At 65.0% G+C, this 24,093-nt stretch carries 26 protein-coding genes; 5 read left to right on the forward strand and 21 right to left on the reverse strand.

The genetic code is table 11. From position 1 onward, the window contains the following. Positions 1–11: 11 nt before the first annotated feature. Positions 12–608, reverse strand: a complete 597-nt coding sequence (gene petA / locus G486_RS0101780; RefSeq protein WP_027013985.1) for a ubiquinol-cytochrome c reductase iron-sulfur subunit — start codon at positions 606–608, stop codon at positions 12–14. A 148-nt stretch (positions 609–756) separates the two neighbouring features. Between petA and mscL the strand changes: the two genes are divergently transcribed. Next, complete coding sequence (gene mscL, locus G486_RS0101785; protein WP_027013986.1) at positions 757–1,194, forward strand: large conductance mechanosensitive channel protein MscL; 438 nt, start codon at positions 757–759, stop codon at positions 1,192–1,194. A 302-nt stretch (positions 1,195–1,496) separates the two neighbouring features. On the opposite strand, the gene pdxA is transcribed toward mscL, so the two are convergent. From pdxA to G486_RS21315, 6 genes are all read right to left on the reverse strand, one after another. Then, on the reverse strand, positions 1,497–2,570 hold the full coding sequence (gene pdxA, locus G486_RS0101790) for a 4-hydroxythreonine-4-phosphate dehydrogenase PdxA (RefSeq protein ID WP_051303015.1): 1,074 nt from the start codon (positions 2,568–2,570) through the stop codon (positions 1,497–1,499). A 64-nt stretch (positions 2,571–2,634) separates the two neighbouring features. Next, entirely contained in the window at positions 2,635–3,387 is a 753-nt protein-coding gene (locus tag G486_RS0101795; protein ID WP_034386471.1) for a Nif3-like dinuclear metal center hexameric protein, read from the reverse strand. Between the two features lie 51 nt (positions 3,388–3,438). Continuing rightward, positions 3,439–5,469 carry a TonB-dependent receptor domain-containing protein gene (locus G486_RS21310; RefSeq protein ID WP_245587219.1) on the reverse strand — a complete coding sequence of 677 codons (2,031 nt, stop codon included), beginning with the start codon at positions 5,467–5,469 and terminating at the stop codon, positions 3,439–3,441. 128 nt (positions 5,470–5,597) lie between these two features. Beyond that, positions 5,598–5,930, reverse strand: a complete 333-nt coding sequence (locus tag G486_RS0101805; protein ID WP_027013989.1) for a DUF3325 domain-containing protein — start codon at positions 5,928–5,930, stop codon at positions 5,598–5,600. Then, the gene (locus G486_RS0101810; RefSeq protein ID WP_027013990.1) at positions 5,927–7,612 is read right to left on the reverse strand and encodes a PepSY-associated TM helix domain-containing protein; all 1,686 of its coding nucleotides are present in this window, start codon (positions 7,610–7,612) and stop codon (positions 5,927–5,929) included. The genes G486_RS0101805 and G486_RS0101810 overlap by 4 nt, the downstream gene beginning before the upstream one ends. Beyond that, on the reverse strand, positions 7,609–7,818 hold the full coding sequence (locus G486_RS21315; protein ID WP_034386375.1) for a DUF3649 domain-containing protein: 210 nt from the start codon (positions 7,816–7,818) through the stop codon (positions 7,609–7,611). Before G486_RS21315 ends, G486_RS0101810 begins: the two co-directional genes overlap by 4 nt. 227 nt (positions 7,819–8,045) lie before the next feature. Between G486_RS21315 and G486_RS0101820 the strand changes: the two genes are divergently transcribed. The 3 genes from G486_RS0101820 to G486_RS0101830 all read left to right on the forward strand — a co-directional run bounded on the left by G486_RS0101820 (position 8,046) and on the right by G486_RS0101830 (position 11,333). Further along, positions 8,046–8,738, forward strand: a complete 693-nt coding sequence (locus tag G486_RS0101820; RefSeq protein ID WP_027013992.1) for a response regulator transcription factor — start codon at positions 8,046–8,048, stop codon at positions 8,736–8,738. Beyond that, on the forward strand, positions 8,725–10,068 hold the full coding sequence (locus tag G486_RS0101825; protein ID WP_027013993.1) for a sensor histidine kinase: 1,344 nt from the start codon (positions 8,725–8,727) through the stop codon (positions 10,066–10,068). Before G486_RS0101820 ends, G486_RS0101825 begins: the two co-directional genes overlap by 14 nt. A gap of 113 nt (positions 10,069–10,181) precedes the next feature. After that, on the forward strand, positions 10,182–11,333 hold the full coding sequence (locus G486_RS0101830) for a trypsin-like peptidase domain-containing protein (RefSeq protein ID WP_027013994.1): 1,152 nt from the start codon (positions 10,182–10,184) through the stop codon (positions 11,331–11,333). Positions 11,334–11,477: 144 nt separating this feature from the next. Here the strand turns inward: G486_RS0101830 and G486_RS0101835 are convergent, their stop codons facing one another. Continuing rightward, positions 11,478–12,344 (reverse strand): D-hexose-6-phosphate mutarotase, encoded by an 867-nt coding sequence (locus G486_RS0101835; protein ID WP_034386377.1) that lies wholly within the window; start codon positions 12,342–12,344, stop codon positions 11,478–11,480. Between the two features lie 149 nt (positions 12,345–12,493). Between G486_RS0101835 and G486_RS21320 the strand changes: the two genes are divergently transcribed. Then, positions 12,494–13,399: a spherulation-specific family 4 protein gene (locus G486_RS21320; RefSeq protein WP_211233742.1), complete on the forward strand. Its 906-nt coding sequence runs from the start codon at positions 12,494–12,496 to the stop codon at positions 13,397–13,399. A 90-nt stretch (positions 13,400–13,489) separates the two neighbouring features. Here the strand turns inward: G486_RS21320 and hisA are convergent, their stop codons facing one another. From hisA to G486_RS21325, 13 genes are all read right to left on the reverse strand, one after another. Further along, on the reverse strand, positions 13,490–14,230 hold the full coding sequence (gene hisA, locus G486_RS0101845; RefSeq protein WP_027013996.1) for a 1-(5-phosphoribosyl)-5-[(5-phosphoribosylamino)methylideneamino]imidazole-4-carboxamide isomerase: 741 nt from the start codon (positions 14,228–14,230) through the stop codon (positions 13,490–13,492). Positions 14,231–14,290: 60 nt separating this feature from the next. Further along, the gene (gene hisH, locus G486_RS0101850; RefSeq protein ID WP_027013997.1) at positions 14,291–14,968 is read right to left on the reverse strand and encodes an imidazole glycerol phosphate synthase subunit HisH; all 678 of its coding nucleotides are present in this window, start codon (positions 14,966–14,968) and stop codon (positions 14,291–14,293) included. 91 nt (positions 14,969–15,059) lie between these two features. Next, positions 15,060–15,686: an imidazoleglycerol-phosphate dehydratase HisB gene (gene hisB, locus G486_RS0101855; RefSeq protein WP_027013998.1), complete on the reverse strand. Its 627-nt coding sequence runs from the start codon at positions 15,684–15,686 to the stop codon at positions 15,060–15,062. Beyond that, positions 15,683–16,798: a histidinol-phosphate transaminase gene (gene hisC, locus G486_RS0101860; RefSeq protein ID WP_027013999.1), complete on the reverse strand. Its 1,116-nt coding sequence runs from the start codon at positions 16,796–16,798 to the stop codon at positions 15,683–15,685. Before hisC ends, hisB begins: the two co-directional genes overlap by 4 nt. Before the next feature lie 51 nt (positions 16,799–16,849). Then, positions 16,850–17,290, reverse strand: a complete 441-nt coding sequence (locus G486_RS0101865) for a PIN domain-containing protein (protein WP_027014000.1) — start codon at positions 17,288–17,290, stop codon at positions 16,850–16,852. Next, positions 17,287–17,550, reverse strand: coding sequence for a DUF6364 family protein (locus G486_RS0101870; protein ID WP_027014001.1), 264 nt, complete (start codon positions 17,548–17,550; stop codon positions 17,287–17,289). The genes G486_RS0101865 and G486_RS0101870 overlap by 4 nt, the downstream gene beginning before the upstream one ends. Positions 17,551–17,658: 108 nt before the next feature. Further along, the gene (locus tag G486_RS0101875; RefSeq protein WP_027014002.1) at positions 17,659–18,480 is read right to left on the reverse strand and encodes a S8e ribosomal protein; all 822 of its coding nucleotides are present in this window, start codon (positions 18,478–18,480) and stop codon (positions 17,659–17,661) included. A gap of 115 nt (positions 18,481–18,595) precedes the next feature. Continuing rightward, on the reverse strand, positions 18,596–19,960 hold the full coding sequence (gene hisD / locus G486_RS0101880) for a histidinol dehydrogenase (RefSeq protein ID WP_027014003.1): 1,365 nt from the start codon (positions 19,958–19,960) through the stop codon (positions 18,596–18,598). Positions 19,961–19,973: 13 nt separating this feature from the next. Continuing rightward, positions 19,974–20,618, reverse strand: a complete 645-nt coding sequence (hisG, locus tag G486_RS0101885) for an ATP phosphoribosyltransferase (protein WP_027014004.1) — start codon at positions 20,616–20,618, stop codon at positions 19,974–19,976. Then, on the reverse strand, positions 20,615–21,898 hold the full coding sequence (gene murA / locus G486_RS0101890; protein WP_027014005.1) for a UDP-N-acetylglucosamine 1-carboxyvinyltransferase: 1,284 nt from the start codon (positions 21,896–21,898) through the stop codon (positions 20,615–20,617). The genes hisG and murA overlap by 4 nt, the downstream gene beginning before the upstream one ends. Positions 21,899–22,028: 130 nt before the next feature. Then, positions 22,029–22,271, reverse strand: a complete 243-nt coding sequence (locus G486_RS0101895) for a BolA family protein (RefSeq protein ID WP_027014006.1) — start codon at positions 22,269–22,271, stop codon at positions 22,029–22,031. Positions 22,272–22,390: 119 nt separating this feature from the next. Beyond that, positions 22,391–23,146 carry an ABC transporter permease gene (locus G486_RS0101900; RefSeq protein WP_027014253.1) on the reverse strand — a complete coding sequence of 252 codons (756 nt, stop codon included), beginning with the start codon at positions 23,144–23,146 and terminating at the stop codon, positions 22,391–22,393. Beyond that, the gene (locus G486_RS21325; RefSeq protein ID WP_034386480.1) at positions 23,143–24,069 is read right to left on the reverse strand and encodes an ABC transporter ATP-binding protein; all 927 of its coding nucleotides are present in this window, start codon (positions 24,067–24,069) and stop codon (positions 23,143–23,145) included. Before G486_RS21325 ends, G486_RS0101900 begins: the two co-directional genes overlap by 4 nt. Positions 24,070–24,093: the final 24 nt, after the last annotated feature.

Consider the following 24,093-nt stretch of genomic DNA (forward strand, 5'->3'; position numbering starts at 1 on the left):
TCTTGTCTCCCTCAAGCCTTGTCTTCACCGATCAGGAGCTTGGTCTCCGACAGGTACATATGGGGCGGCACTGGCAGATTGTCGGGCGCGGGCTTGTTCTTGAACACGCGGCCTGCCATGTCGAACGTGGAGCCATGGCAGGGGCACAGAAAGCCGCCCTTCCAGTCATTGGGCAGCGAGGGCTGGGGGCCGGCCACGAACTTGTCCGAAGGCGAGCAGCCCAGATGGGTGCAGATGCCGACCACCACCAGCACCTCGGGCTTGATGGAGCGGGCCTCGTTCATCGCATAGGGCGGCGTGAACTCCTCGGGGTGACGCTTGGACTTGGGGTCGGCCAGCTGGTCGTCCAGGCTTGTGAGCTCCTGGAGCTGCTCTGGCGTGCGCTTGATGATCCACACGGGCTTGCCACGCCACTCGACCGTGATTTTTTCCCCGTCCTTGAGTCCGGAGATATCGACCTCCACAGCGGCTCCTGCGGCCTTGGCCTTCTCGGATGGCTGAAAGGTGCTCACAAAGGGGACGGCAGTCGCCACGCCGCCCACCGCGCCAGCGCAGGCCGACGTGATGATCCACGTCCGCTTGCTGGAGTCGATTGGAGTGTCACTCATGGGGTTCCTCGAAGTACGTCGCTTGAGTTGGAGTCAACCATAAATTGTAGCGGAGTGAGTATGGTTATTCCAGACTGTTAAAAGATTGCTAGGCTTTCACACCGCGCAACACTGCGCTAGCTCAAATTCTTTGAAGTTGGAGTACGCCATGGGAATGATGAAAGAGTTCCGCGAATTCGCGATCAAGGGAAACGTTATAGATTTGGCCGTGGGCGTGATCATCGGCGGCGCTTTCGGCAAGATCGTGGATTCTGTGGTAAGCGACTTGATCATGCCCCTGGTGGGCCTGGTGTTCGGCAAGCTGGACTTCTCCAACCTGTTTCTGGTGCTGGGCAGCGTGCCCGAAGGCACGGCCATGACGCTGGATGCGCTCAAGAAAGCCGGCGTACCGGTCTTTGCCTACGGCAGCTTCATCACCGTGGCCGTGAATTTCGCCATTCTGGCCTTCATCATCTTTCTCATGATCAAGCAGATCAACCGCTTGAAGAGGGAAGCGCCTCCCGCACCCGCCGAGGCCCCGGTCACGCCCGAGGACATCGTGCTGCTGCGCGAGATCCGGGATAGTCTGGCCAAGAAGACCCCCTGAGGCGCTACGCGCCTTCCCCCGCTCTCTGCGGGCGGGGGCGACAGCCTCGCGGCGGGGCGGCCTTGCTCGCTGTCCCTGAGCTTGGGGTACGCCAGTTTCAAGCACCCTGCTCATCAGCAGCGCGGTAGTTCAGGGAGCCGGATCTGGTTGGAAGCGCATAGGGCGTTTGAGCTCCCCCACAACGCCAAGACAGCCCCTCAGGCCAGGCGTCTAGCCCGCAGACAGTACTTTTCGTACGGCAAGGGCTCGCAACAACGCAGAGGAGCCGTATTGGCGCCTCGAAACGATTAGCGCCCTCTTCATTACATCAAACGGCGCGCCATGCGCACGGCTTCTATGAGGCTGTCGGGCTCGGCCACGCCTTGGCCGGCGATGTCGAAGGCCGTACCGTGGTCCGGGCTGGTGCGCACCAGGGGCAGGCCCAGGGTGACGTTCACGCCTTTTTCCACGCCCAGGTATTTCACGGGAATCAGGCCCTGGTCGTGGTACATGGCCAGCACCACGTCGAACTCGCCCGGCTTTTCCGGGGTGGCACGCGCGCGCATGAAGACCGTGTCGGGTGCATAGGGGCCGTGCACGTCCAGGCCTTGCTGTCTGGCCTTGGCGATCGCCGGCGCAATGATGTCGAGCTCCTCGCGGCCGAACAGGCCGCCCTCGCCCGCGTGGGGATTGAGGCCGGCCACGCCGATGCGCGGCGCGCGGCCCAGGCTGCGCGACAAGGCCTGGTGCGTGATCGCAAGGCTTTGCAGCAGATTGGCCTCGGTCACGGCCTGCAGCGCCTCGCGCAGCGAGACGTGGATGCTGACCAGCACGGTACGCAGCTCGTCATTCGCGAGCATCATGCGCACCGGCATCTGCGTCAGATCGACGCCCGCATGGCGCGCGGCCTCGGCCTGGAGCAGCTCGGTATGGCCGGGAAAATCCACGCCCGCTGCATGCAGGGCTTCCTTGTGCAGCGGCGCCGTGACCAGGGCCGCAATCTCGCCCCCGAGCGCCGCCCTTGCCGCCCAGACCACGCAGCGCGCGGCCGCCTCGCCGGCCTGGGCGCTGACCTGCCCCCAGGGCTCCGGGCCCGGCAGGTCCGGCAGCGCCAGCAAGGGAATGCACTGCGCCGGCACCTGCGCCAGATGCGCGGGGGATTCGATCAAGGCCACGGGCAGTGCCATGCCGGGCTCGCCGCCCGCGCCCCTGGCCTCCACCGCAGCCGCACGGCGCAGGGTTTGCAGCTCGCCGACCACGAAGCAGCCCCGCATGACATCGGGCGCTTGCCGGAAGGCCTTGGCGATGATCTCCGGCCCTATGCCTGCGCTATCGCCTTGCGTGATGGCTATGGGGCTAGTGAAAACAGGAGCGGTAAGCGCTTGTTCCTCGGTCATTTCAGCATCTTTCAGGCTTGAATCTCTTTAATAGCAAGCGCTACCAGCTACTTTTAAAAGAGCATCACGCGGGGTTGTCCACTTCGATGAACGCATGCTCCAGCCCCAGCTCATCGGCCACATGGGCGGCCAGGGCCGGAGCGCCATAGCGCTCGGTCGCGTGGTGGCCTGCAGCGATGAAGGCCACGCCGGTCTCGCGTGCCAGATGGGCCTGGGGCTCGGAGATCTCGCCTGTAATAAAGGCATCCGCTCCGGCCGTGATTGCCGCCTCGAAAAAGCCCTGGGCTCCGCCCGTGCACCAGGCCACGCGCCGGATGGGCCGCCCTTCGGCTCCCGCCACGCACAGCGCGCTGCGGCCCAGCACCTGCTGCACATGCGTGGCCAGGTTTTGCGCTGTGGCGAAGTCTGCGGCCGCCATCCAGCCCAGGCCCTGCTCGCCGAAGGCGGCCTCGCCCTGCAGGCCCAGCTTCAGCCCCAGCTGGGCGTTGTTTCCCCAGAGCGGATGCGCATCCAGCGGCAGGTGGTAGGCAAACAGATTGATGTCATGCGCGAGCAGCAGGCGTATGCGCTCCTTGAGCCAGCCCGTGATGCGGCCGTCCATGCCACGCCAGAACAGGCCGTGGTGCACGAAGATGGCATCGGCCCGGGCGGCGATCGCGGCCTCGATCAGCGCGCGGCTGGCCGTGACGCCGCTGACCAGGCGGCGAATCTCGCTGCGCCCTTCGACCTGCAGGCCGTTGGGCCCGTAGTCCTTGAAACGCTCGGGTTGCAAAAGCCCGTCGAAACGGGCCAGCAGTTCTTGTCGCTCTATGCTCATGCCGCCATTGTCGGCCATGGCGGCATGACGCTTCAGAACATGGTCGCGATCTCAGAACTGCGCAGTCAGCCCCAGGTACAGGCGACGCCCGTCAAGCGTCTTGCCGTAGTCGGACAGGTTCACGCTCTTGTCCAGCAGGTTGTACAGGCCGCCGAACAGCTGCACGTGCTGGGTTGCCTGGTAGGTCGCGCCGACGTCCACCAGGGTGTAGGCCGGCAGCTGGGCCGTGCCGCCATCGATGCTCTTGCCCTTGTAGCGGGCCTTGCCCCAGAGCTTGAGCCGGCCCGTGGCATTCCAGTCCGCACCGAGGTTGAACATGTTCCTGGGCAGGTTGCTCAGGGGCTTGCCCGCATTGGGACCGCTGGAGACATCGCTATAGGTATAGGTGTAGGTGGCATTGAGCTTGGCACGCCCCATGGGCACGGCCAGCGGCATGCTGTAGGCGGCTTCCAGCCCCTTGATCGTGGCCGAGCTCAGGTTCACGTACTGGTTGATGCGCGAGCGCACTTCGCCGTTGTAGTGGCAGTCGGGCGCATTCGCAGGACTGGTGCAGATGGTCTGGGTGCTGATCTTGTCCTTGAAATCGGTCTTGTAGGCCGTGAGGCTGGCGTTCACGTCCTGCGCCGGCGCCCAGTTCAGGCCGATCTCGTAGTTGGTGCTCTTCTCGGGCTTCAAGTCCTTGTTGCCCATGTCCCAGGCGGCTCCGCGCGCAGCAATCTCCACGATGTTGTCGTCGGCCTGCTTGAGCGTGGGCGCCTTGTAGCCGCCGCTTACGCCGCCCTTGAAGGTGAGGGCTTCGTTCAGGCGGTAGACGCCGTACAGGCGCGGAATCCACTCGCTGCCATAGTGCTCGTTGCGGTCGTAGCGGATGCCGCCGACCACGGAGAACTGATCGGTCAGAAAGAACTCGTCCTCGGCGAACAAGGCCATCTGCCAGCGCTCCAGGTTGGTGTTGCGCGAGCCCGGGAAGCGGCTCGCATCGTGGTCCGTGCGCTCGTTCTTGTACTCGGCGCCGAAGGAGATCATGTGCCTGTCCAGCGGCATCACGGTCTTGGTCTGCAGGTAGGTCGCCTGGTACTTGGACTGGTTGCTGCCATTGGTGATGTCCACGCTCTCGCGCGTGATGAAGGAGTTGGTGCGCATGCGCTCGCCCCAGTCGATCTCGTGCGTGAGCGCGTAGTAGTTGCGCTCGTTCTCCACCGAGCCTTCCGCGCCGGTACGGGCCGTGCGCCGGTTGTCGCCCTCGCCGTAGGTCGCCTCCAGCCCCAGGGTCTGGGCATTCGTGAGCTTCCAGGCCAGCTTGGCCGTGATGTCCTTGTTCTCGCGCGCCGCGTAGCCACCGGTGAAGCTGTCCTCGTTGCGCTTGAAGCGCGAGCCATAAAGCGTAAGCCCCAGACGCTCATGCACGATGGGGCCGCTCAGGTAAAAGCGCTGCTGGTTCTCGCTGCCCGCGTCGGAGTTTTCCTGCACCACGCCGTCCACGGTCACGCTGCCCGTCCACGTGGTCGCAACCTTCTTGGTGATGATGTTGATCACCCCGCCCAGCGCGCTGGAGCCGTAGAGCGAGGACATGGGCCCGCGGATCACCTCGATGCGCTCGATGGCCGAGACCGGCGGCAGCCAGCTCGTCTGCTGCGCACCGCCAAAGCCGTTGTAATAGGCTTGGGACGAGCTGCCCAGCGGCTTGCCGTCCACGAGGAACAGCGTGTAGTCCTCGCCGAGGCCCCGGATATAGATCTGCGTGGATTCGATCTTTCCGCCTGCGCCGCCTTCGATGCTCACGCCGGGAATGTCGAGCAGCGCATCCGTGACATCGCGGTAGCGCCGCCCTTCGAGATCCTCCTTGGTGACCACCGTGATCGATGCGGGTGCATCCGCCACGGCCTGCTCGAAGCCCGTGGCCGTGACCACCGTTTCGGACAGCCTGGTTTCGCCGGCCTGGCGCGGCTGCTCTGCCTGCGTCTGCGCCTGGGCCTGGGCCAGCAGCACGCTCCCGCCGGCCAGCAAACAGACCACGGCCTTGGCAACGCTGTTTGGAGTGAACAGGCCTGCAAGCGATCGAGAAGAAGAAAGAATATTCACCAGAATGCTCCCGTTGATTTGTGATGTGGAAAATTCCGCAGGCGCAAAGCCCGCAAAAAATGGGCGCAGAGCTCCCCCGCAGGAGCTTTCGCTCCCGCTTTCGGAGACTCGTCAAGAGATGTCTGGGCTCAGCTGGCGGCCAGCCAGAACGCCAGCCCGAGCAGGCTGGACAGGGCGGCGGCGTGGCGCACGTGGCGCGAGAAATAGGTAAACATCAGGGCCAGCGCACCGGCCGCAAAACTGAGCAGGCCCAGCCACGCGGCCAAGGCCACGGAAGGCCCCCAGCGCATGAGACAGGGCAGCAGGGAAATGGCCAGCAGCACATAGCCACCCAGGCGCCAGGCCAGAAGCTGCCGCTCGCCCAGCGATGGCATGTGCAGGGACTCGCCATGCCGCTCCATGGTGGCGGCGATGAGCGTAAAGCCCGCAAAGGCCAAAAGCAGTGCAGACCAGAACATCATGGTGCGCTCTCCACGGCGGCCAGGGTTGCTGTCGAGGCTGCTGCAGGCGTGGCCACGGGCTGGCTGCGCCCTGCGGCCGGCTTTGCGGCTGCGGCCTTGCCCGCAGCAGGCTTTAAAAGCCACCAGACGATGACGCCATGCACCAAGGCCAGGGCCAGCATCATCAGGTCAAAGCCGGCAATGCTCCACTGCCCGCCCGGAATGCTTTGCAGCAGCGAGGCGCCGCCCGTCATGGCATTGAGCAGCGGCAGCAGCGCAAACAGCAAGGTCGCCAGCGCCAGCTGCTCGCACCAGGCCTTGCGGTGCGGGCGCACCATGGGATGGAGCAGACACAGCAGCCAGACCACGAAAAAGCCGCGAATCTCCCAATCGCTGCGCGCAGACATGCCGGCCGGAATCAGGCGGTTGAGCCAGAAGTAGGCGGCCGTGGCCAGGGACAGGCCGGCGATCGAGCCCACGTTCAGCACCTCCACCAGGCGGTGGCCCCAGGGCGTGCGGCCCAGCTTGCGCCGCTCCGGCAGGCGTTTGACCACCCACAGCACCATGCCCGTGGCGGCCATCAGCGTTCCCACGACACCGCTGAGAAACAGCAGCCAGCGCAGGGCGGGCTCGGCAAACCGGCCCAGGTGCACGCTGGTGAAGACGTTGTTCGTCGCCCGCACCCAGGAGACATCGGCACTCGCCGGCCCCTTGAGCAGCTCGCCCGTGGCCCCGTCGAATGTCATGCTGCCCGAGATTCCGCGATTGATGAGGCTGGAGCCGCCGCGCTCGCGCAGCTCGACCGTGGCCTGGGCCGTGCCCGGTGCATTCACCGTCATGCTGCCGACGCCGGTGTCCGGCCATGTCTGCTGCGCCTGCGCAAGCATGGGCCCGATGGCGGCCATGCGGGCCGGGACTTCCTGCTGCGCTGGCGCACCGCCTCGGCGGCCGCCGGCGGCGCCCGGCGCTGGCGCCTGCCGGTTGCCGCGCATTTCGGAGAAGTAGGCCGAGGTATCTCCGTTGTAGGCCGCCTGTATGCCCCAGGGCATGAGCATGTTCATAAAGAGCAACAGGCCGCTGAAGGTAATCACGATATGAAACGGCAGGGCCAGCACGGCCGTGGCGTTGTGCGCATCCAGCCAGGAACGCTGGCCCTTGCGCGGGCGGAAGGTGAAGAAGTCCGTGAAGATCTTCTTGTGCGTGATGACGCCCGTGATGATGGCCACGAACATCAGCATCGTGGCAATGCCCACGATCCAGCGCCCCCAGATGCGCGGCATGGCATAGAGCTCGAAGTGAAAGCGGTAGAGGAAACTGCCGCCACGCGTTTCGCGCGCATCCAGGCGCTCGCCGGTCGCGGCATCGAGCTCGGCACGCTTCATGCCTGCGCGGCCCGCTGCTGCGCCGGGCTCGCGCCACGAAGCGGCGATGGCCGTCTGCCGGGGCCCGGGAAAGCTCAGCGTCCAGGTCGTGGCCGTGGGCGCAATCCTCTGCATGGCCTCCACGCCGCGCTGCACCATGTCCTCGCCGGCAACCGACTGATGCAGCTCAGGCCGCATCCAGTCCGTGATCTCGTCACGGAAATAGCTCAGGGTTCCGGTGAAGAAGACCGCATACAGCAGCCACCCTAGAAGCAGGCCGCTCCAGGTGTGCAGCCAGGACATGGACTGGCGCAGCCCCTCGGGCTTTCCATCGGCCCTCATGGCTGAGCCCCCGGAGCAAGCCACCAGCAGATCAGGCCCAGCGCCAGCGCCGGAATCACCACGCCGGCCCAGGCACGCGCAACGCTTGCGCAGGCAAAGCACCACATGGCCGCCACCGCATACACGATGAAGGACAGCATGGTGGCTGCCATGGTGGCATCGCCACGGGACATGCCCAGAAACTGCAGGCCCAGGGCACCGGCCATTGCACTGGCTGCGGCAAGCCCATACCCTGCGCCGACTGCAGCAAGCGTTCTTGCTGCAACATTGGCCCTGTACCACCCCAGGCCTGGCGCCTGGCGGGCTGATATCGTTTTACTCAAGACTTTCTCTCAGATGCGAAGTTGCGTTGCGAGGAGATTCTCCACCCATCAAAGTACACAATGCGTATGATTCGCATTTGTATCAATTATTCCTGATCAACGTCTGACCAATGAAGCTGCTCGTTGTCGAAGACCACAAAGACCTGAGGGCGTTGCTGCAGGAGCACCTGGAGCGCATGGGGTTTGCCGTCGACGCCGTGGCCACCGGGCGACAGGCGCTGGATGCCATGGCGATGAACACCTTTGACGCCCTGATCCTGGACCTGGGCCTGCCGGACATGGACGGCATGCAGGTGCTTGCGCAGTGCGGAAGCTGCCGGCGCAAGACCCCGTGCATCATTCTCACGGCCAGGGATGCACTGCAAAGCCGTGTCGCCGGGCTCAACCAGGGCGCGGACGACTATGTGCTCAAGCCCTTTGACCTCGCCGAGCTCGAAGCGCGTGTGCGCGCCGTCCTGCGCCGCTCCCAGGGCAGCCGCGAGCACCGGCTGAGCCTGGGCAATCTGGCTTTCGAGACCGACTCCCGCCACGCCACCGTCGACGGGCAGGCCCTGGACCTGCAAAGGCGCGAGGCCATGCTGCTCGAAGAAATGCTGCGCGTCTGGCCGCGCATCGTGGTCAAGGAGCGCATGGAGGAGCACCTCTACGCCTCGCGCGAGAGCGTGACCCTGAATGCCATCGAAGCCCTGATCTCGCGCCTGCGCCGCAAGCTGCGGCAGGCCGGCGCCGATGTGGCCATCGATACCGTGCGCGGTGTGGGCTACCGCATGGTTCTGCCGGCTGCCGAGCATGGCCGGGATTAGCCTCAAGCGCCGGGTACTGCTCGGCCTGACACTGGCCTTTGCAGCCGGCGCAGGCGCCCTGGCCCTGTCGCTGTACGACACGAGAGACCAGTTGCGGCGCGCCACCATGCTGATCCAGGCGCAGGAGATCGCCGCTGGTTTCAGCATGCAAAGCGACCCTGCGAGCCTGCCCAAAAGCTATGCGGGCGGCGAGCTCTCCTACACCCTGTACTCCCCGCAGGGCCAGGTACTCTGGTTCTCCGAGAATCTGAAATCGCCGCGCCGCCTTCGCCGTGCCTTGACCGACCAGACCCCATCCCTGCTGCGCTGGCCTTGGTTTCGCTGGCCCATGCACAGCGGGGAAGTGGTGAACGTGCCCGCGCGGCTGGCCGACGGAGCCACCCTCATGGTCGCCAAGCGCGACACGCTGGAGCGCCAGGCCATAGGCAACCTGCTGCATGCCAAGCTCTTGCAGGCCCTGACCATGCTGATCCCCGTGGGCCTGCTGGCCTTTTTGCTGATCTACCAGATGATGCGCTGGACGCTCAAGCCGGTTCAGGAAGCCGCGCGCTTTGCCCAGGGCATCTCTCCGGGCAATGCCCGCCCCATCCCCACCGACAGGCTGCCCCGGGAGCTGCTGCCGCTGGCCCAGGCCGTGAATACGGCGCTGGAAAAACTGGCCCAGTCGCTGGCCAATGAAAAGCGGCTGGTTGCGGACTCGGCGCATGAGCTCAGGACGCCGCTGACCGTGCTGGACCTGCGCCTGCAAAAGGCCAGAGCCCATGCCGTGCCCGACTGGCCCGCCATCGATGCCGACATGCACCATCTGCGGCGCGTCACGGACCAGCTGATGCTGCTCGCCCGCCAGGACCAGGACCTGGGCGCGGGCGAGGCCTCGCGCGCAAACCCCCAAACCCATCTGTCCCGCCTGGTACGGGAGGTGGCAGCCGCCATGCTGCCCTTGTTCGACTCCCAGGCCCGGCCGTTGCATGTGAGTCTCATGGATGGCATTCGCTGCCGTGGCGACGAAGACCTCTTGCGCACGGCCATCAGCAATGTGCTGGAGAACGCCTTCCACCACGGCCATGGCGATGTGGCGATTGCCATGTCCTGCACGGCAGACACAATCAGCCTGAGGATTGGCGACCAGGGCGCCGGCCCGCCCGCTGAAAGCCATGAACGCATGTTCACCCGTTTCCAGAAAGGCAGCCCCGACAGCAAGGGCGCAGGCCTTGGCCTAGCCATCACCCGGCAAGTCCTGCGCAATGCCGGCGGAGAGGCCCGGTTCATGCCCGGCCCAGGCGGCTGCGTGGTCGAGCTCTGCTTTGCGCGCTGGCAGGCCGCGGACTAAGAGCGTGTTCACGATCTAAGCCCGCACAGCACATCTTCTGCGCCCCGTTTCCCACAGAGGCCTGCAAGCTTGCTTCACAATGCAGTGTCTTCCCATCTTCTGACAAAGCATTCATGAAACGCACTTGGCTGCTGTTTTCCCAGGTGGTCACCGTCTTGGTCGCCGCCTATTTCGTGGTTGCCACCCTGCAGCCCGACTGGCTGCACCGTGGTGCCGTGCGCAGCAATGCCGGCATTGCGCTGCTCGAAGCACCGCCCATGCCTGCAGGCGAGGTCAGCCCCGGCAGCTTTGCACCAGCAGCACGCAAGGCCTCACCGGCCGTGGTCAGCATCAACACCAGCAAGGAAGTGCGCCACCCGCGCAGCAACGATCCCTGGTTCCAGTTCTTCTTCGGCGAGCAGGGCACGCAGCAGCAGGCGGGCCTGGGCAGCGGCGTGATCTTCAGCCCCGACGGCTATATCCTGACCAACAACCATGTGGTCCAGGGCGCGGACGACATTGAGGTCACGCTCAGCGACGGCCGCAAGAGCCAGGCCAAGATCATAGGCACGGACCCCGAAAGCGATCTGGCCGTGCTCAAGGTCGAGCTGGACAGGCTGCCCGTCATCGTGCTGGGCAACTCCGACCAGGTGGCCGTGGGCGACCGCGTGCTCGCCATCGGTAACCCCTTCGGCGTGGGCCAGACCGTGACCAGCGGCATCATCAGCGCCCTGGGGCGCAGCCAGCTGGGCATCAACACCTTCGAGAACTTCATACAGACCGATGCGGCCATCAACCCCGGCAACTCGGGTGGCGCCCTGGTCGATGCCAACGGCAACCTGCTGGGCATCAACACTGCCATCTATTCGCGCTCGGGCGGCAGCATGGGCATAGGCTTTGCGATTCCCGTGGCCACGGCCAAGATGGTGCTGGACGGCATTGTGCGCGACGGCTCGGTCACGCGCGGCTGGGTCGGCGTGGAGCCCAACGAACTCTCGCCCGAGCTGGCCGAGACCTTTGGCGTCAAGACCGATTCCGGCGTGATCATCACCGGCGTGCTCCAGGGAGGCCCCGCAGCCCTGGCAGGCATGTTGCCCGGAGATGTGATCGTGCGCGTGGGTGACAAGCCCATCAGCAACGTCTCCGAACTGCTCAGCGCCGTGGCCGCGCTCAAGCCCGGCGAGGCCGTGGCCTTCGACGTGCGCCGCGCCAGCAGCAGCCTGGAGCTGGAGATCACACCCGGCCAGCGACCCACCCCCACCAACCAGCGCATCCAGCGCCGCTGATTGCTCAGCCCCATGAAAAAAGCGCCAGAAAATCTGGCGCTTTTTTCATGCTCGCCTGCTCGACGGTCCAGCCCTGAGACGCCGAGCAAGAGCCGCCTCGCGGCGAAGGCGTCGTCCCCCTTTAGGGAGAAGGCGCGTAGCGCCTCAGGGGGTGCTCAGATACTGCCCCCCCCGCCAGACCTCGCCTGCAGCCAGCACCTGGGGCTGGTCTATGGCAGCGGCTTCCACACACAGCATCCGGCGCCAGCCATCGGGCTGCATGTCGGCCAGGCCCGCGCATAGCTCAGGGCCGGGGTTCCAGACCACGGTCTGGGCAAAGCCCGGGTCCTGGGCAATGTGCAACACGCCCTGTCCCGGCCTGTGCAGCAGCATGCCCTGATCCGGCCTGGGATAGACACAGTCCACCTCGGGCCCGAAGCCCAGGGCGCCAGCCTGCCGTGGATGGGTGTCGGCCACGGCATCCCAATACTCCAGGCCCTCCAGGCCATGCAGCCGGGCCTGCTGCACATCGGGCACGCGCAGATAGCTGTGCAAGGCCGTGGTAAAGCTCAGGGCGGAATGGCTGGTATTGCGTACCGCCAGGGTCACGCTCAGGCGGCCCGGGTAGAGTTCCAGCTCGACCTCGGCCTCAAAGGCATGCGGCCAGACCGCGCGCGTGCCGTGATCGTCGGCAAGACGCAGCACCAGCCTCAGACCGTCGCCCGCCAGGGGCTGCAGTTCGCCGACATCGGCCTGCCAGCGCATGGAGCGTGCAAAGCCGTGCTTGACCAGCGGGCCGCGCTGGTTGAACTGGGGAAAGCACACGGGTATGCCACCGCGTATGGGCGTGTGGCCATCGTGCGCGGCCAGCGGGCTCAGAAACAGCTGCTCTTCGCCAGCCGTGATCCAGGACAGGACCTGGGCCCCTTGCAGCGCCACCCAGACCGTGTCTGCGCAGGCCAGGCCCAAGCGGATGGCCTCCTGGCCCTGCCAGGGTTCGATGCGCGCAAATACCTTGTTCGGAGGATTCAAAACGTCTGCTTTCTTTTCTGACGGCCTGCAGCCAGATGCATGATTCACGTGTTCATAAAATACACGCGCCTTCAAACCATATTAGCTGCTTCACCATGCCAAAAAATCCAGCCCGGGCCAGAAAATTCCAATGCCTTGGCGCGACCATATTGACGTTCTTGCTAACCGCCTGCGGCGGCGGAGAAGGCAGCCATGATCAGGCCTCAGGAGGCGTGCAGCCGCCCGAAGTCACGACCCCGCCCGATGGCGGAACGCCTGCTCCCGCACCCGAGCCCCAGCGCATTCTGGTGCCCGCCTATTTCTACCCCGACAAGGTCAAGATCGCCGATTGGCAGGCGCTCACGGAAAGCGCTGCTTCCGCGCCGCGCGTGGAGATCACGGCCATTCTGAATCCGAACAACGGCGTGTTCAGCCAGCAGGATGCGAACATTGCACGCGTCGCCACGGACTTCGTGAATGCCGGCGGCAAGATGGTCGGCTATGTGAACTCCAGATACGGCCGCCGCGCCACGACCGAGGTCCTGGCCAACGTCCAGGCCTATCTGCAGCACTATGGCGAGCACATCGTGCACGGCGTCTTCATCGACGAAATGGCGAATGACGACAAGCGGCTGGCCTACTACCAGGACCTCTACCGCCGCATCAAGAGCCTGCACCCCCAGTTGCTGGTGATAGGCAACCCCGGCTCCACGCCGACGTCCGGCTATGCACAGGCAGCCGACGTGCTGACCACGTTCGAGGGCAAGGGCTTTGGCGAGAAGGGCTATGACAGTTACGACCCGGGCCAGCATGCAGGCGGCTGGCTTGCCAGGTGGCCGGCTTCGGCTCAGGCAGCCCTGGTCCACAACGTGAGCAGTTGCGCAAGCATGCAGGCCATGGTCAAGCGCTCGGCCAGCCGCAGCAGCCTGTCCGGCTGGATTTACGTGACCGATCTCGAGTACGAGCCCTCCAGCGGGGTCGGCAATCCCTGGGCCACGCTTCCCAGCTACTGGCCGGCGCTGGTGGACACGGTACGCAGTCTGGGCAACGGCCTGCCTCTACCCGGGTGCCGATAATCGGCTCAGAGACTGCGCCGTCTTTCCTGATGGCAGCAGTTGCCCTGGTCTGCTGACCCGGACGCCGGCCCGGGCAGCCTGCAGCAGGATTTATTCGACCAGCTCGTCGGCCCGCGCCTGGGCGGCCGCAAAGTCCAGGTCGCCCGAGTAGATGGCGCGGCCGCAGATCACGCCTTCCACGCCTTCGTCCTCGACCTTGCACAGGGCTTCGATATCGGCCATGCCCGAGAGGCCGCCCGAGGCGATCACAGGGATCTTGAGCGACTGCGCGAGCTTGACCGTGGCATCGATGTTGATGCCCGTGAGCATGCCGTCGCGGCCAATGTCGGTGTAGATGATGGACTCCACGCCCCAGTCCTCGAAGCGCTTGGCCACCGAGTGCACATCCTGACCCGTGAGCTTGCTCCAGCCGTCGATGGCCACCTTGCCGTCCTTGGCATCCAGGCCCACGATGACATGGCCGGCAAAGGCGCTGCAGGCATCCTGCAGAAAGCCGGGGTTCTTCACGGCGGCCGTGCCGATGATCACGTACTCCAGCCCCGCATCGATATAGCGCTCGATGGTGTCCAGATCACGTATGCCCCCGCCCAGTTGCACGGGGATGGCGCCATCGACCTCCTTGAGGATGGCCTTGATGGCCGCCAGGTTCTTGGGCTGGCCGGCAAAAGCGCCATTCAAGTCCACGAGGTGCAGGCGACGCGCGCCCGCATCCAGCCAGCGCCGCGCGATGGCTGCGGGGTCTTCCCCAAACGTGGTCGATTGATCCATATCTCCCTGGATGAGGCGAACGCAGTGGCCGTCCTTGAGATCGATGGCAGGAATGAGCAACATGATGATTTGGGAGCGATGAAGGCCTGGGATGGGGCGGCCCGTGCATTGGAGGAAAAGACTTCAGGGCTTCCAGCCCAGGAAGTTGCGGAACAGCGCCAGCCCTTGGTCCGAGCTTTTCTCGGGGTGGAACTGGGTGGCGAAAATATTATCGCGTGCAATCGCGCAGGCAAAGTGTCCGCCGTAGTCGGACTCGGCCGCGCAATGGCGCTTTTCAGCCACTTCGGCATAGAAACTGTGCACGAAGTAATAAAAGCTCTGGTCGGCAATGCCTTGCCACAGCGCATGCGGGCGGCCCTCATGCGGGGTCTGGTGCACGCGATTCCAGCCCATCTGCGGGACTTTGAAGCGGCTGCCGTCGGCCTGCAGCCGCCCCTGGAGATCGAACTTGCGCACGCGCCCGGGAATCAGGCCCAGGCCCGCGACATCGCCTTCGTCGCTGTGGTCGAGCAGCATCTGCATGCCCACGCACACGCCGAACAAGGGCTTGCTCCGTACCGAGGCCAGCACGGCCTCCTGCAGGGCGCCGTCATGGGCTTCGCGCAGCTCGCGCATGCAGTCCGGCATGGCACCCTGGCCGGGCAGCACCAGGCGGTCGGCCGCCGCGACCTGCTCGGGCTCGGCCGTGACCACCACCTGCCAGCCCGCGTCTGCGGCCGCAGCGCGCACCGCCTGGGACACGGAGCGCAGATTGCCCATGCCGTAATCCACCACCGCAACGGTTTTGCTATCTAACTTCATAGCTTGTAGCGCTTGTTGGGTATCATTTTCAGATAAATATAGTGCTCAATTCAATGTCTACCAAGCGCTGGCAGCTCATTTTTAAAGAGCATCACAAAGCACCCTTGGTCGACGGGATGACGCCGGCCATGCGCTCGTCGTGCTCCAGCGCAAAGCGCAGTGCGCGCGCAAAGGCCTTGAAGATGGTTTCGCACTGGTGGTGGGCATTGAAGCCCTTGAGGTTGTCGATGTGCAAGGTCACGCCCGCATGGTTCACAAAGCCCTGGAAGAACTCGTAGACCAGCTGGGTGTCGAGCTGGCCTATGGCGCCGGCCGTGAACTTCACATCCATGTGCAGACTGGGCCGGCCCGAGAAGTCGATGACCACGCGCGAGAGGGCCTCGTCCAGCGGCACGTAGGCATGGCCGTAGCGGCGTATGCCCTTCTTGTCGCCCACGGCCTTGGCAAAGGCCTGGCCCAGCGTGATACCGATGTCTTCCACGGTGTGATGGCCGTCTATGTGCAGATCGCCTTCGCATTCGATGTCGAGATCGATGAGTCCATGGCGTGCGATCTGGTCGAGCATATGGTCGAGGAAACCTATGCCCGACTGCAACCGGGCCTTGCCCGTACCGTCGAGATTGATGCGTACCTGGACGCGGGTTTCGGCGGTGTTGCGCTGGACTTCGGCCACACGAACGGTGGTCTGCGCAGTGGTGGGGACGAGTACGTTGCTCATAGGGATTCCTTCATTGCCGCCAGCATCCGGGCGTTTTCTTCGTGGCTGCCCACGGTCAGGCGCAGGCAGTTGGCCAGCAGCGGGTGCATGGCCGAGACGTTCTTGACCAGCACGCCCCGCTCCTTCATGCGTGCCTGGGCCTGGGCTGCATCGCGCACGCGTATCAGCACCATGTTGGCCTCGGAAGGCCAGATTTTCTCCACACCGGCCAGGGCCTTCAGGGCCTCGACCAGGGGCTGGCGCTGGGCGCGGATCTCGGCCGCCTGCTGCGCGTAGACCTGCTCGTGCTCCAGCGCAAAGATCGCGGCCTCGCAGTTGAGCACACTGATGTTGTAGGGCGGGCGCACCTTGTCGATTTCGTGGACCAGGGCCGCAGGCCCGAGCAGATAGCCGAGACGCACGCCCGCAAGACCGAATTTGGACAGCGTGCGCATGAGCAGCACATGGCTGTTGCGCGCGGGCTGCACACGCATGTTCTGCACCCAGCTGCGCTTGGCAAAAGGCTGGTAGGCCTCGTCGATCACGACCAGGCCGCCGATCACGGCCACGGCATCGATCACGGCCTGCACATCGGCCTCGTCCCACAGCGTGGCCGTGGGGTTGTTGGGGTAGGCGATATAGGTGATGGCCGGCCGGTGCTTTGCAATCGCGGCCCGCATGGCCGGCACGTCCAGCTCGAAGTCCTCGGTCAGATCCACACCCACGAAGTCCAGGCCCTGCAGCCTGGCGCTCATGGGATACATCACAAAGCCCGGCATGGGCGCCAGCATGGTCGCGCGCTGCTCGCCCGGCTGGGCGCAGGCCAGGGCCAGCAGGGTGATGATCTCGTCCGAGCCATTGCCCAGCAGCACACTGCTGCCCTCGGGCGCATCCGCATAGTCGGCCAGCATGTGCTTGAGCTGCTCCTGGCGCTCGCCTGGATAGCGGTTGATCTCCAGGGCCCCCAGGCGCTGGCCCAGGGCCGCCTGCAGCTCGGCGGACAGCACGAAGGGATTCTCCATGGTGTCCATCTTGAGCAGGCCTTGCGCGGGCTGCACGTGATAGGCCTGCATGGCGCGCACATCGGCGCGAATGCGTTGCAAGGCCTGGTTTTGCACATCTTGAACAGTCATGGGGCTCACTCTTTTTACAAATCTTCGGGCTGCGCCGGGGTACCGGGCCGCTCAGACGAAATCCGTGCCCGGCGCGGCCTGCTGCAGCGGGTGGACCAGGGTCACACCGCCGAACTCGGCGCCATGGGGCAGGTGCAGGCTCAGCATGTGGCTGCAGCCGCTGTGCTGGGCACAGGCCACGGCCAAGCAGTCGCCAAAGGCCAGCTGGTGGCGGGCCTGAACGGCCCAGGCAGTCTCCAGCGTGGCCGCATCGGTCTTCCAGGGCGTCCAGGTCTGGTAGCGCCGGATGGCGGCACGCGCATCACCCTGGGGCATGGGGTTGGCGGCCGTGGTCACCTGCTCGTAGAACTCGACCAGGGCCTGGTTGCCGGTACGCCCCAGCCGCTCGCGCCACAGGCAGTCCAGCCAGCTCAGGCAGGTCTGGTACAGATCGCCACCGGCCACGTTCTCGGCCGCCACCAGCACCGAGGTATCCACAAAGACCGGATTCATTCCCCACTCCCCGCCTCGGCCAGGCCGCCCGCGCGCGCCGGCATTGCGCTGCGCGCCCGCGCCTCTGGCGCATTCTGGATCTTCCAGCCGCGCTCGTCGGTACGCCAGGCCAGATAGGCACGCTCGTAGGCATCCTCGCGCTGCTGCATCTCGGCCATGAAGTCGCCCACCATGCGGGACACACTGGTGCCGCGCCGCGCAGCCTCCACGCGCGCCCATTCCAGCACGCTGTCCTCGACGGTAATGGTCAGATTCTTCATGGCGCCGATGGTACACGAAATTCGTGCAACACGAAATTCGTGTTAAAGATCCAAGCCGTAAAAAAGCCCGAAGAGCTCGGGCTTGGATCCAGGCTTGAGGAAAAGCCGCTACCGCCTGTACTGCGGGGGCTTGGCATAAGAGCCCGCATCTGCGGGAAAGGCCTGGGGTGTCTTGCCCGCCGGGCTGGCCTGGGCCTGCTCGGGATCGGTAACCCTGACCTCGAACAGCGCAGAGCCGATCACGCCTACATTGCGGGCATCGCCCTCGGGTGTATTCGCCGCATAGGCGCGCTGCTTGCCGGCGAAGCGAAAGCTCGCAACCTCGGACTGGCTTTTGCGAAAGCCGTCTATCCTCAGGGTCGTACCGGGCTTGAGCCAGTAGCCCTCGCGGCTGATGGAGCCGCCCTGGCCCGAGAGCACGTCCAGACCATCGACCGTGGCCACGACCTCGTAGCCCACGCGGCTGCGATTCACGTAGACCAGTTCATAGCGCTCGCCGTGGCGGCCCGCGACCAGATATTCGGCGCCCTGCCGGTAGATCGGCAAGGGCTGGCCCTGACCGTCCTGCACCGACCATTCGACATTGCCATCGGCCAGCAGCACATTGAGCTGCCGGTCGGCATGGGCGCCGAGTGCGCGGCGGATGCTGACCTCATCCGAGTAGCGCAGTTGCGCCAGCGCCTGCGGCCGGTCGGGACTCAGGCGCTGGGCATACACGGTGCGCGTATGCGAGGCCCTGGCCTCTCCCCATTGCGTGCCCAGCGTGGACGCGGCCCGGGCCTCGGGCGCAGCAGCCTGCAAGTTGCCGGCCCGTGCGAGCTCCATCTCCGCAAGCCTCGGGTAGTGCTGGCTGCAAGCCCCCAGGCCCAGGGCCAGCATCAAGGCCAGCAGCCAGCGGGACGGCTTGCAGAAAACGATGGGCAGATTCATGTCCTCTCCTGATGAATGCACGGGCAAAGCCGGCAGTGTGCACCATGCCAGGCGGCATTCATGCAGGAAAACAGGCCTATCGGTGCATGTGTTTGCGCACTCGGAGTACCGGCGATTATTTCAGCCGCATCTCGGCCGCACGCGCATGGGCCTGCAGGCCTTCGCCATGGGCGAGCACCGAGGCGATGCCGCCCAGCACCTGGGCGCCGGCCTCGCTGACCTCGATGAGGCTGGAGCGCTTCTGGAAGTCATACACCCCCAGTGGCGAGGAAAAGCGTGCCGTGCCACTGGTCGGCAGCACGTGGTTGGGGCCGGCGCAGTAGTCGCCCAGGCTTTCCGAGGTATAGGCGCCGAGGAAGATCGCACCCGCATGCCTGAGCAAGGGCTCCCAGCGGTGCGGATCGCGGCTGGAGACTTCGAGGTGCTCGGGTGCGATGCGGTTGCTGATGGCGCAGGCCTCTTCCATGTCCCGGGTCAGAATCAGCGCCCCACGGTCGTTCAGGCTCTTGGCGATGATGGCTGCGCGCGGCATCTGGGGCAGCAGGCGGTCGATCTCGGCTTGAACGGCATCGATGTAGGCAGCATCCGGGCACAGCAAGATGCTTTGCGCCAGCTCGTCGTGTTCGGCCTGGCTGAACAAGTCCATGGCCACCCACTCGGGCGGCGTCGTGCCGTCGGCCAGCACCAGGATTTCCGAGGGCCCGGCAATCATGTCGATTCCGACCTGGCCGAACACGCGCTTCTTGGCACTGGCCACATAGGCATTGCCGGGCCCGGTGATCTTGTCCACGCGCGGTATATGGGCCGTGCCGTAGGCCAGGGCCGCCACGGCCTGGGCGCCGCCAATCGTGAAGGCCCGTGTGACGCCTGCCACATAGGCTGCAGCCAGCACCAGTTCGTTGCGCTCGCCGCGCGTGGCGGTGGCCGCGCCGGCGCCGCCGGTGGCCACGCTGCCGCGCACGGGCGTGGGAACGACCATGATGATGTCCTGCACACCGGCCACCGCAGCGGGAATGGCATTCATGAGCACGCTGGACGGATAGGCGGCCTTGCCGCCGGGCACGTAAATGCCCACCCGGTCCAGCGGCGTGACCTTCTGGCCCAGCAGCGAGCCTTCCTCGTCACGGTAGCTCCAGCTTTCGCCGCAGGCTTTTTTCTGGGCCTCGTGGTAGCTTTTGACGCGCCGGGCTGCGGCCTCCAGGGCCTGGCGCTGTGCGGCTGGCAGGCCGTCGAAGGCCGCCTTGAGCTCGTCCTTGCCGAGCTCCAGCGCCGCCATGCCGTCTGCGCTCAGCCCGTCGAAGCGCGCCGTGTATTCGAGCACGGCCGCATCGCCGCGCTGCTGCACATCGGCGAGGATGTCGGCCACACGCTGCTCTATGGCTGCATCCTGCTCGGCCGACCAATGCAGGCGCTGCGCGAAATCATGCTCGAATTGCGCATCAGCGGTTGACAGTCGGGCGGGAGCAGCTACGTTTTGCATAGTAGGGTGTCGGTTAATTCTTGGAAACGGCCGATGCAAACGCATCGATGATGGCGCGCAGCGGCGCCTGCTTGAGCTTGAGCGAGGCCTGGTTGACGATCAGGCGCGAGCTGATGTCCATGATGGGCTCGACCTCGACCAGATCGTTGGCCCTGAGCGTATTGCCCGTGGAGACCAGGTCGACGATGGCATCGGCCATGCCGGTCAAGGGCGCGAGCTCCATGGAACCGTAGAGCTTGATCATGTCCACGTGCACACCCTTGGCCGCAAAGAAGTTGCGCGCAATCTCCGGGTACTTGGTGGCAATGCGCAGGCGTGCGCCCTGCTTGACCGCATGCGCGTAATCAAAGCCGTTGCGCACGGCCACGCTGATGCGGCAGCGCGCAATGCGCAGGTCCAGCGGCTGGTACAGGCCCTGGCCGCCATGCTCGATCAGGGAGTCGAGACCGGCCACGCCCAGGTCGGCACCGCCGTATTCCACATAGACCGGAACATCGGAGGCACGCACCAGCACCACGCGCACATGGCTTTGGTTGGTCTCGAAAATCAGCTTGCGCGATTTTTCTATGTCTTCGGTGACGGCAATGCCCGCTGCCGCCAGCAAGGGCACGGTTTCGTCATAGATGCGGCCCTTGGACAGGGCAATGGTGATGCTCATTGGGAAACTCTCTCGATATCCGCGCCCAGGCCGCGCAGCTTTTCTTCCATGCGATCGTAGCCTCGATCCAGGTGGTAGATGCGGTCGACCAGGGTCTCGCCCTTGGCCACCAGCCCCGCAATCACCAGGCTTGCGGAAGCGCGCAGGTCCGTGGCCATGACCATGGCCCCCGACAGGGGCTTGCCGCCGACCACCGTGGCCACACGGCCATCGGTGGTGATCTGCGCGCCCAGGCGCAGCATCTCGTTCACGTGCATGAAGCGGTTCTCGAAGATGGTCTCGGTGACCATGCTCGTCCCTTCGGCCACGAGATTGAGCGCCATGAACTGGGCCTGCATGTCCGTGGGAAAGCCCGGGTATTCGGTGGTGCGAAAGCTCTGAGCCTTGAGCTGGCCCGTGGAGCGCACGCGAATGCCTGCGCCCTCTCCCTCGCCTTCGGCCTGCACCTGCACGCCCGCATCCTTGAGCTTGTCGATGACCGCACCCAGATGGTCTACGCGCCCGTGGCGCAGAAAGGCCTCGCCTCCCGCGACGGCCACGGCGCACAGAAAGGTGCCGGCCTCGATGCGGTCGGCCACCACCTGATGGGTGCAGCCATGCAGGCGCTCCACGCCCTGGATCACGATGCGGCTGGTGCCATGGCCTTCGATCTTCGCGCCCATCTTGATGAGCATCTCGGCCAGGTCGCTGATCTCGGGCTCCATGGCCGCGTTCTCGAGCACGGTCTCGCCTTCGGCCAGGGCTGCGGCCATGAGAAAGTTCTCGGTGCCGGTCACGGTCACCATGTCGGTGGTGATGCGCGCGCCCTTGAGCCGGCTTGCGCCCAGGGGCAGACTCGCATGCATATAGCCGTGCTCCACGGTGATCTCCGCGCCCATGGCCTGCAGGCCCTTGATGTGCTGGTCCACAGGGCGCGAGCCGATGGCGCAGCCGCCGGGCAGCGAAACCTTGGCTCGGCCAAAGCGCGCGAGCAGCGGGCCCAGGGCCAGCACCGAGGCGCGCATGGTCTTGACGAGCTCGTAGGGCGCCTCGGGGTTCAGATCATCCGGCGCCGTGAAGCTGATGCCGCCACGCTCGCCATGGGTCTCGGTCTTCACGCCCATGTTGTCGAGCAGACGGCGCATGGTGGCCACATCGTGCAGGCGCGGTACGTTGACCAGATGCACGGGATCGCGGGTCAGCAAGGCTGCGCACATTTCGGGCAGCGCCGCATTCTTGGCACCGGAGATCAGGACCTCGCCATGCAGGTTGCGGCCGCCGCGAATCAGAAGTTTGTCCATGGCATCAAGCCTTGAATTGAAATAAAAAACGCCTCAAACGCCCATCCAGCAAGCGCTACAAGCTATGAAATAAAGAGCAAACCAGAGCCACCCCCTGGCAGCCATGCAGCCCACAGAGCCCGGGCATGCGTCATTCGCCCTTTGCGGCCCATTCGGCAGGCGTGAATGTCTTCATGGACAGCGCATGCACCTCGTCCGTGTGCATGCGCTGGCCCAGCGTGGCATAGACCAGGCGCTGGCGGCCCAGCAGGCGCAGGCCTTCGAATTCGGCCGAGACGATGGTCGCGAACCAGTGGCGGCCGTCGCCCTCGAGCGCAATATGCTCGCAGGCCAGGCCGGCGGCTATCAAGTCTTTGAGTTGATCTGCAGTCATATCCGTTCAGTTATCCAAAGCACATGCCCCAGTCTGAAAACCGGCACTCCCCGGCTCAGGGACGCAAGCCAGGCACCGCCCCTCCTTCAGAAGGAGACGGCCCAGCCGTTCAGGGGGCGTCAATTTCTTATCTTGTATCCCGTGCGCAGCAGATGGATGGCCAGCGCACTCACGGCCAGCCAGGCCGTGCCCACGATGGCCAGACTCATCCAGGGAGAAATATCGCTCTGGCCGAAGAACCCGTAGCGAAAGCCGTCGATCATGTAGAAAAACGGGTTCAGATGGCTGACAGTCTGCCAAAAAGGCGGCAGCGATCCGATGGAATAGAACACGCCCGACAGAAAGGTCATGGGCATGATCAGAAAGTTCTGGAAGGCCGCCATCTGGTCGAACTTGTCGGCCCACAGCCCTGCGATCAGGCCCAGGGTGCCGAGCAGGGCTGCGCCCAGCAGGCCGAAGACCACGATCCACAGCGGCGCCGAGAACTCGGGCACGGCAAAGAACAAGGTCACCAGGAATACGCCCACACCCACGAGCAGGCCGCGCAGCACCGAAGCCCCGACATAGGCACCAAACCAGGCCCAGTGGGACAGCGGCGTCAGCAGCACGAACACCATGGAGCCCATGATCTTGCTTTGCACGATGCTGGACGAGCTGTTGGCGAACGCGTTTTGCAGGACGCTCATCATCACCAGGCCCGGCACCAGGAAGGCCGTGTAGCTGATGCGCTCGTAGACCAGCACCCGGCCTTCGAGCACATGGCCAAAGATCAGCAGATACAGCACGGCCGTGAGCACGGGCGCGCCCACGGTCTGGAAGCTCACCTTCCAGAACCGCAGCACCTCTTTCTTGAGCAGGGTCTGCCAGCCGGTCATGCGCCTGCCTCCGCCACCTGGGCCTGCTCGTTCATCACATGGATGAACACATCCTCGAGATCGGCGCGGCGTATCTCCACATCCTCGGGCACGACGCCACCCTGGCGCAGCCCGGCCAGCAGGGCTTCGACATCGCCCGCATCCTGGGCCGGAATCTGGACGATGCGCCCCGTGACGCGCGCACGCTGTGCAAGCGCGGGAGGCAGGGCCGCATCGGTCTTGAACTGCAGCACATTGCTCGAGGCCGACTTGAGCAGATCCGACATGCTGGAGAGCTTGACGATCTGCCCCTGCTTGAGCATGGCCACGCGATTGCAGAGCGCTTCCGCCTCCTCGAGGTAATGCGTGGTCAGAAGCACGGTATGTCCCTGGCGATTGAGCTTGGCGATGAAATGCCACAGCGTCTGGCGCAGCTCCACGTCCACGCCGGCCGTGGGCTCGTCGAGCACGATGATGGGCGGCCTGTGTACCAGGGCCTGGGCCACCAGCACGCGCCGCTTCATGCCGCCCGAAAGCTGACGCATATTGGCATTCGCCTTGTCGGCCAGACCCAGGCTTTCCAGCAGCTCGTCTATCCAGGCGTCGTTGTCCTTGACACCGAAATAGCCGGACTGAAAGCGCAGGGCCTCGCGCACCGAGAAAAAGGGATCGAAGACCAGCTCCTGGGGAACAATGCCCAGCTTGCGCCGTGCGTCCGCATAGTCGGCCTGCACATCGCTGCCCTGCACGAGCACGCGCCCGCTGCTGGCGCGCGACAGTCCGGCCAGGATGCTGATCAAGGTGGTCTTGCCCGCGCCATTGGGGCCGAGCAGTCCGAAGAACTCACCCTCTTCGATGTCCAGGCTCACATTGTTGAGTGCCTGGAACACGCCCTTGGGTGTCTGATAGTTCTTGGAGATGGATTGGAATGAGACGGCTGACATGGGAGGCGCCATTCTAGGGCCTTG

This window comes from Comamonas composti DSM 21721, from assembly GCF_000429845.1.
GTDB lineage: Bacteria > Pseudomonadota > Gammaproteobacteria > Burkholderiales > Burkholderiaceae_C > Comamonas > Comamonas composti.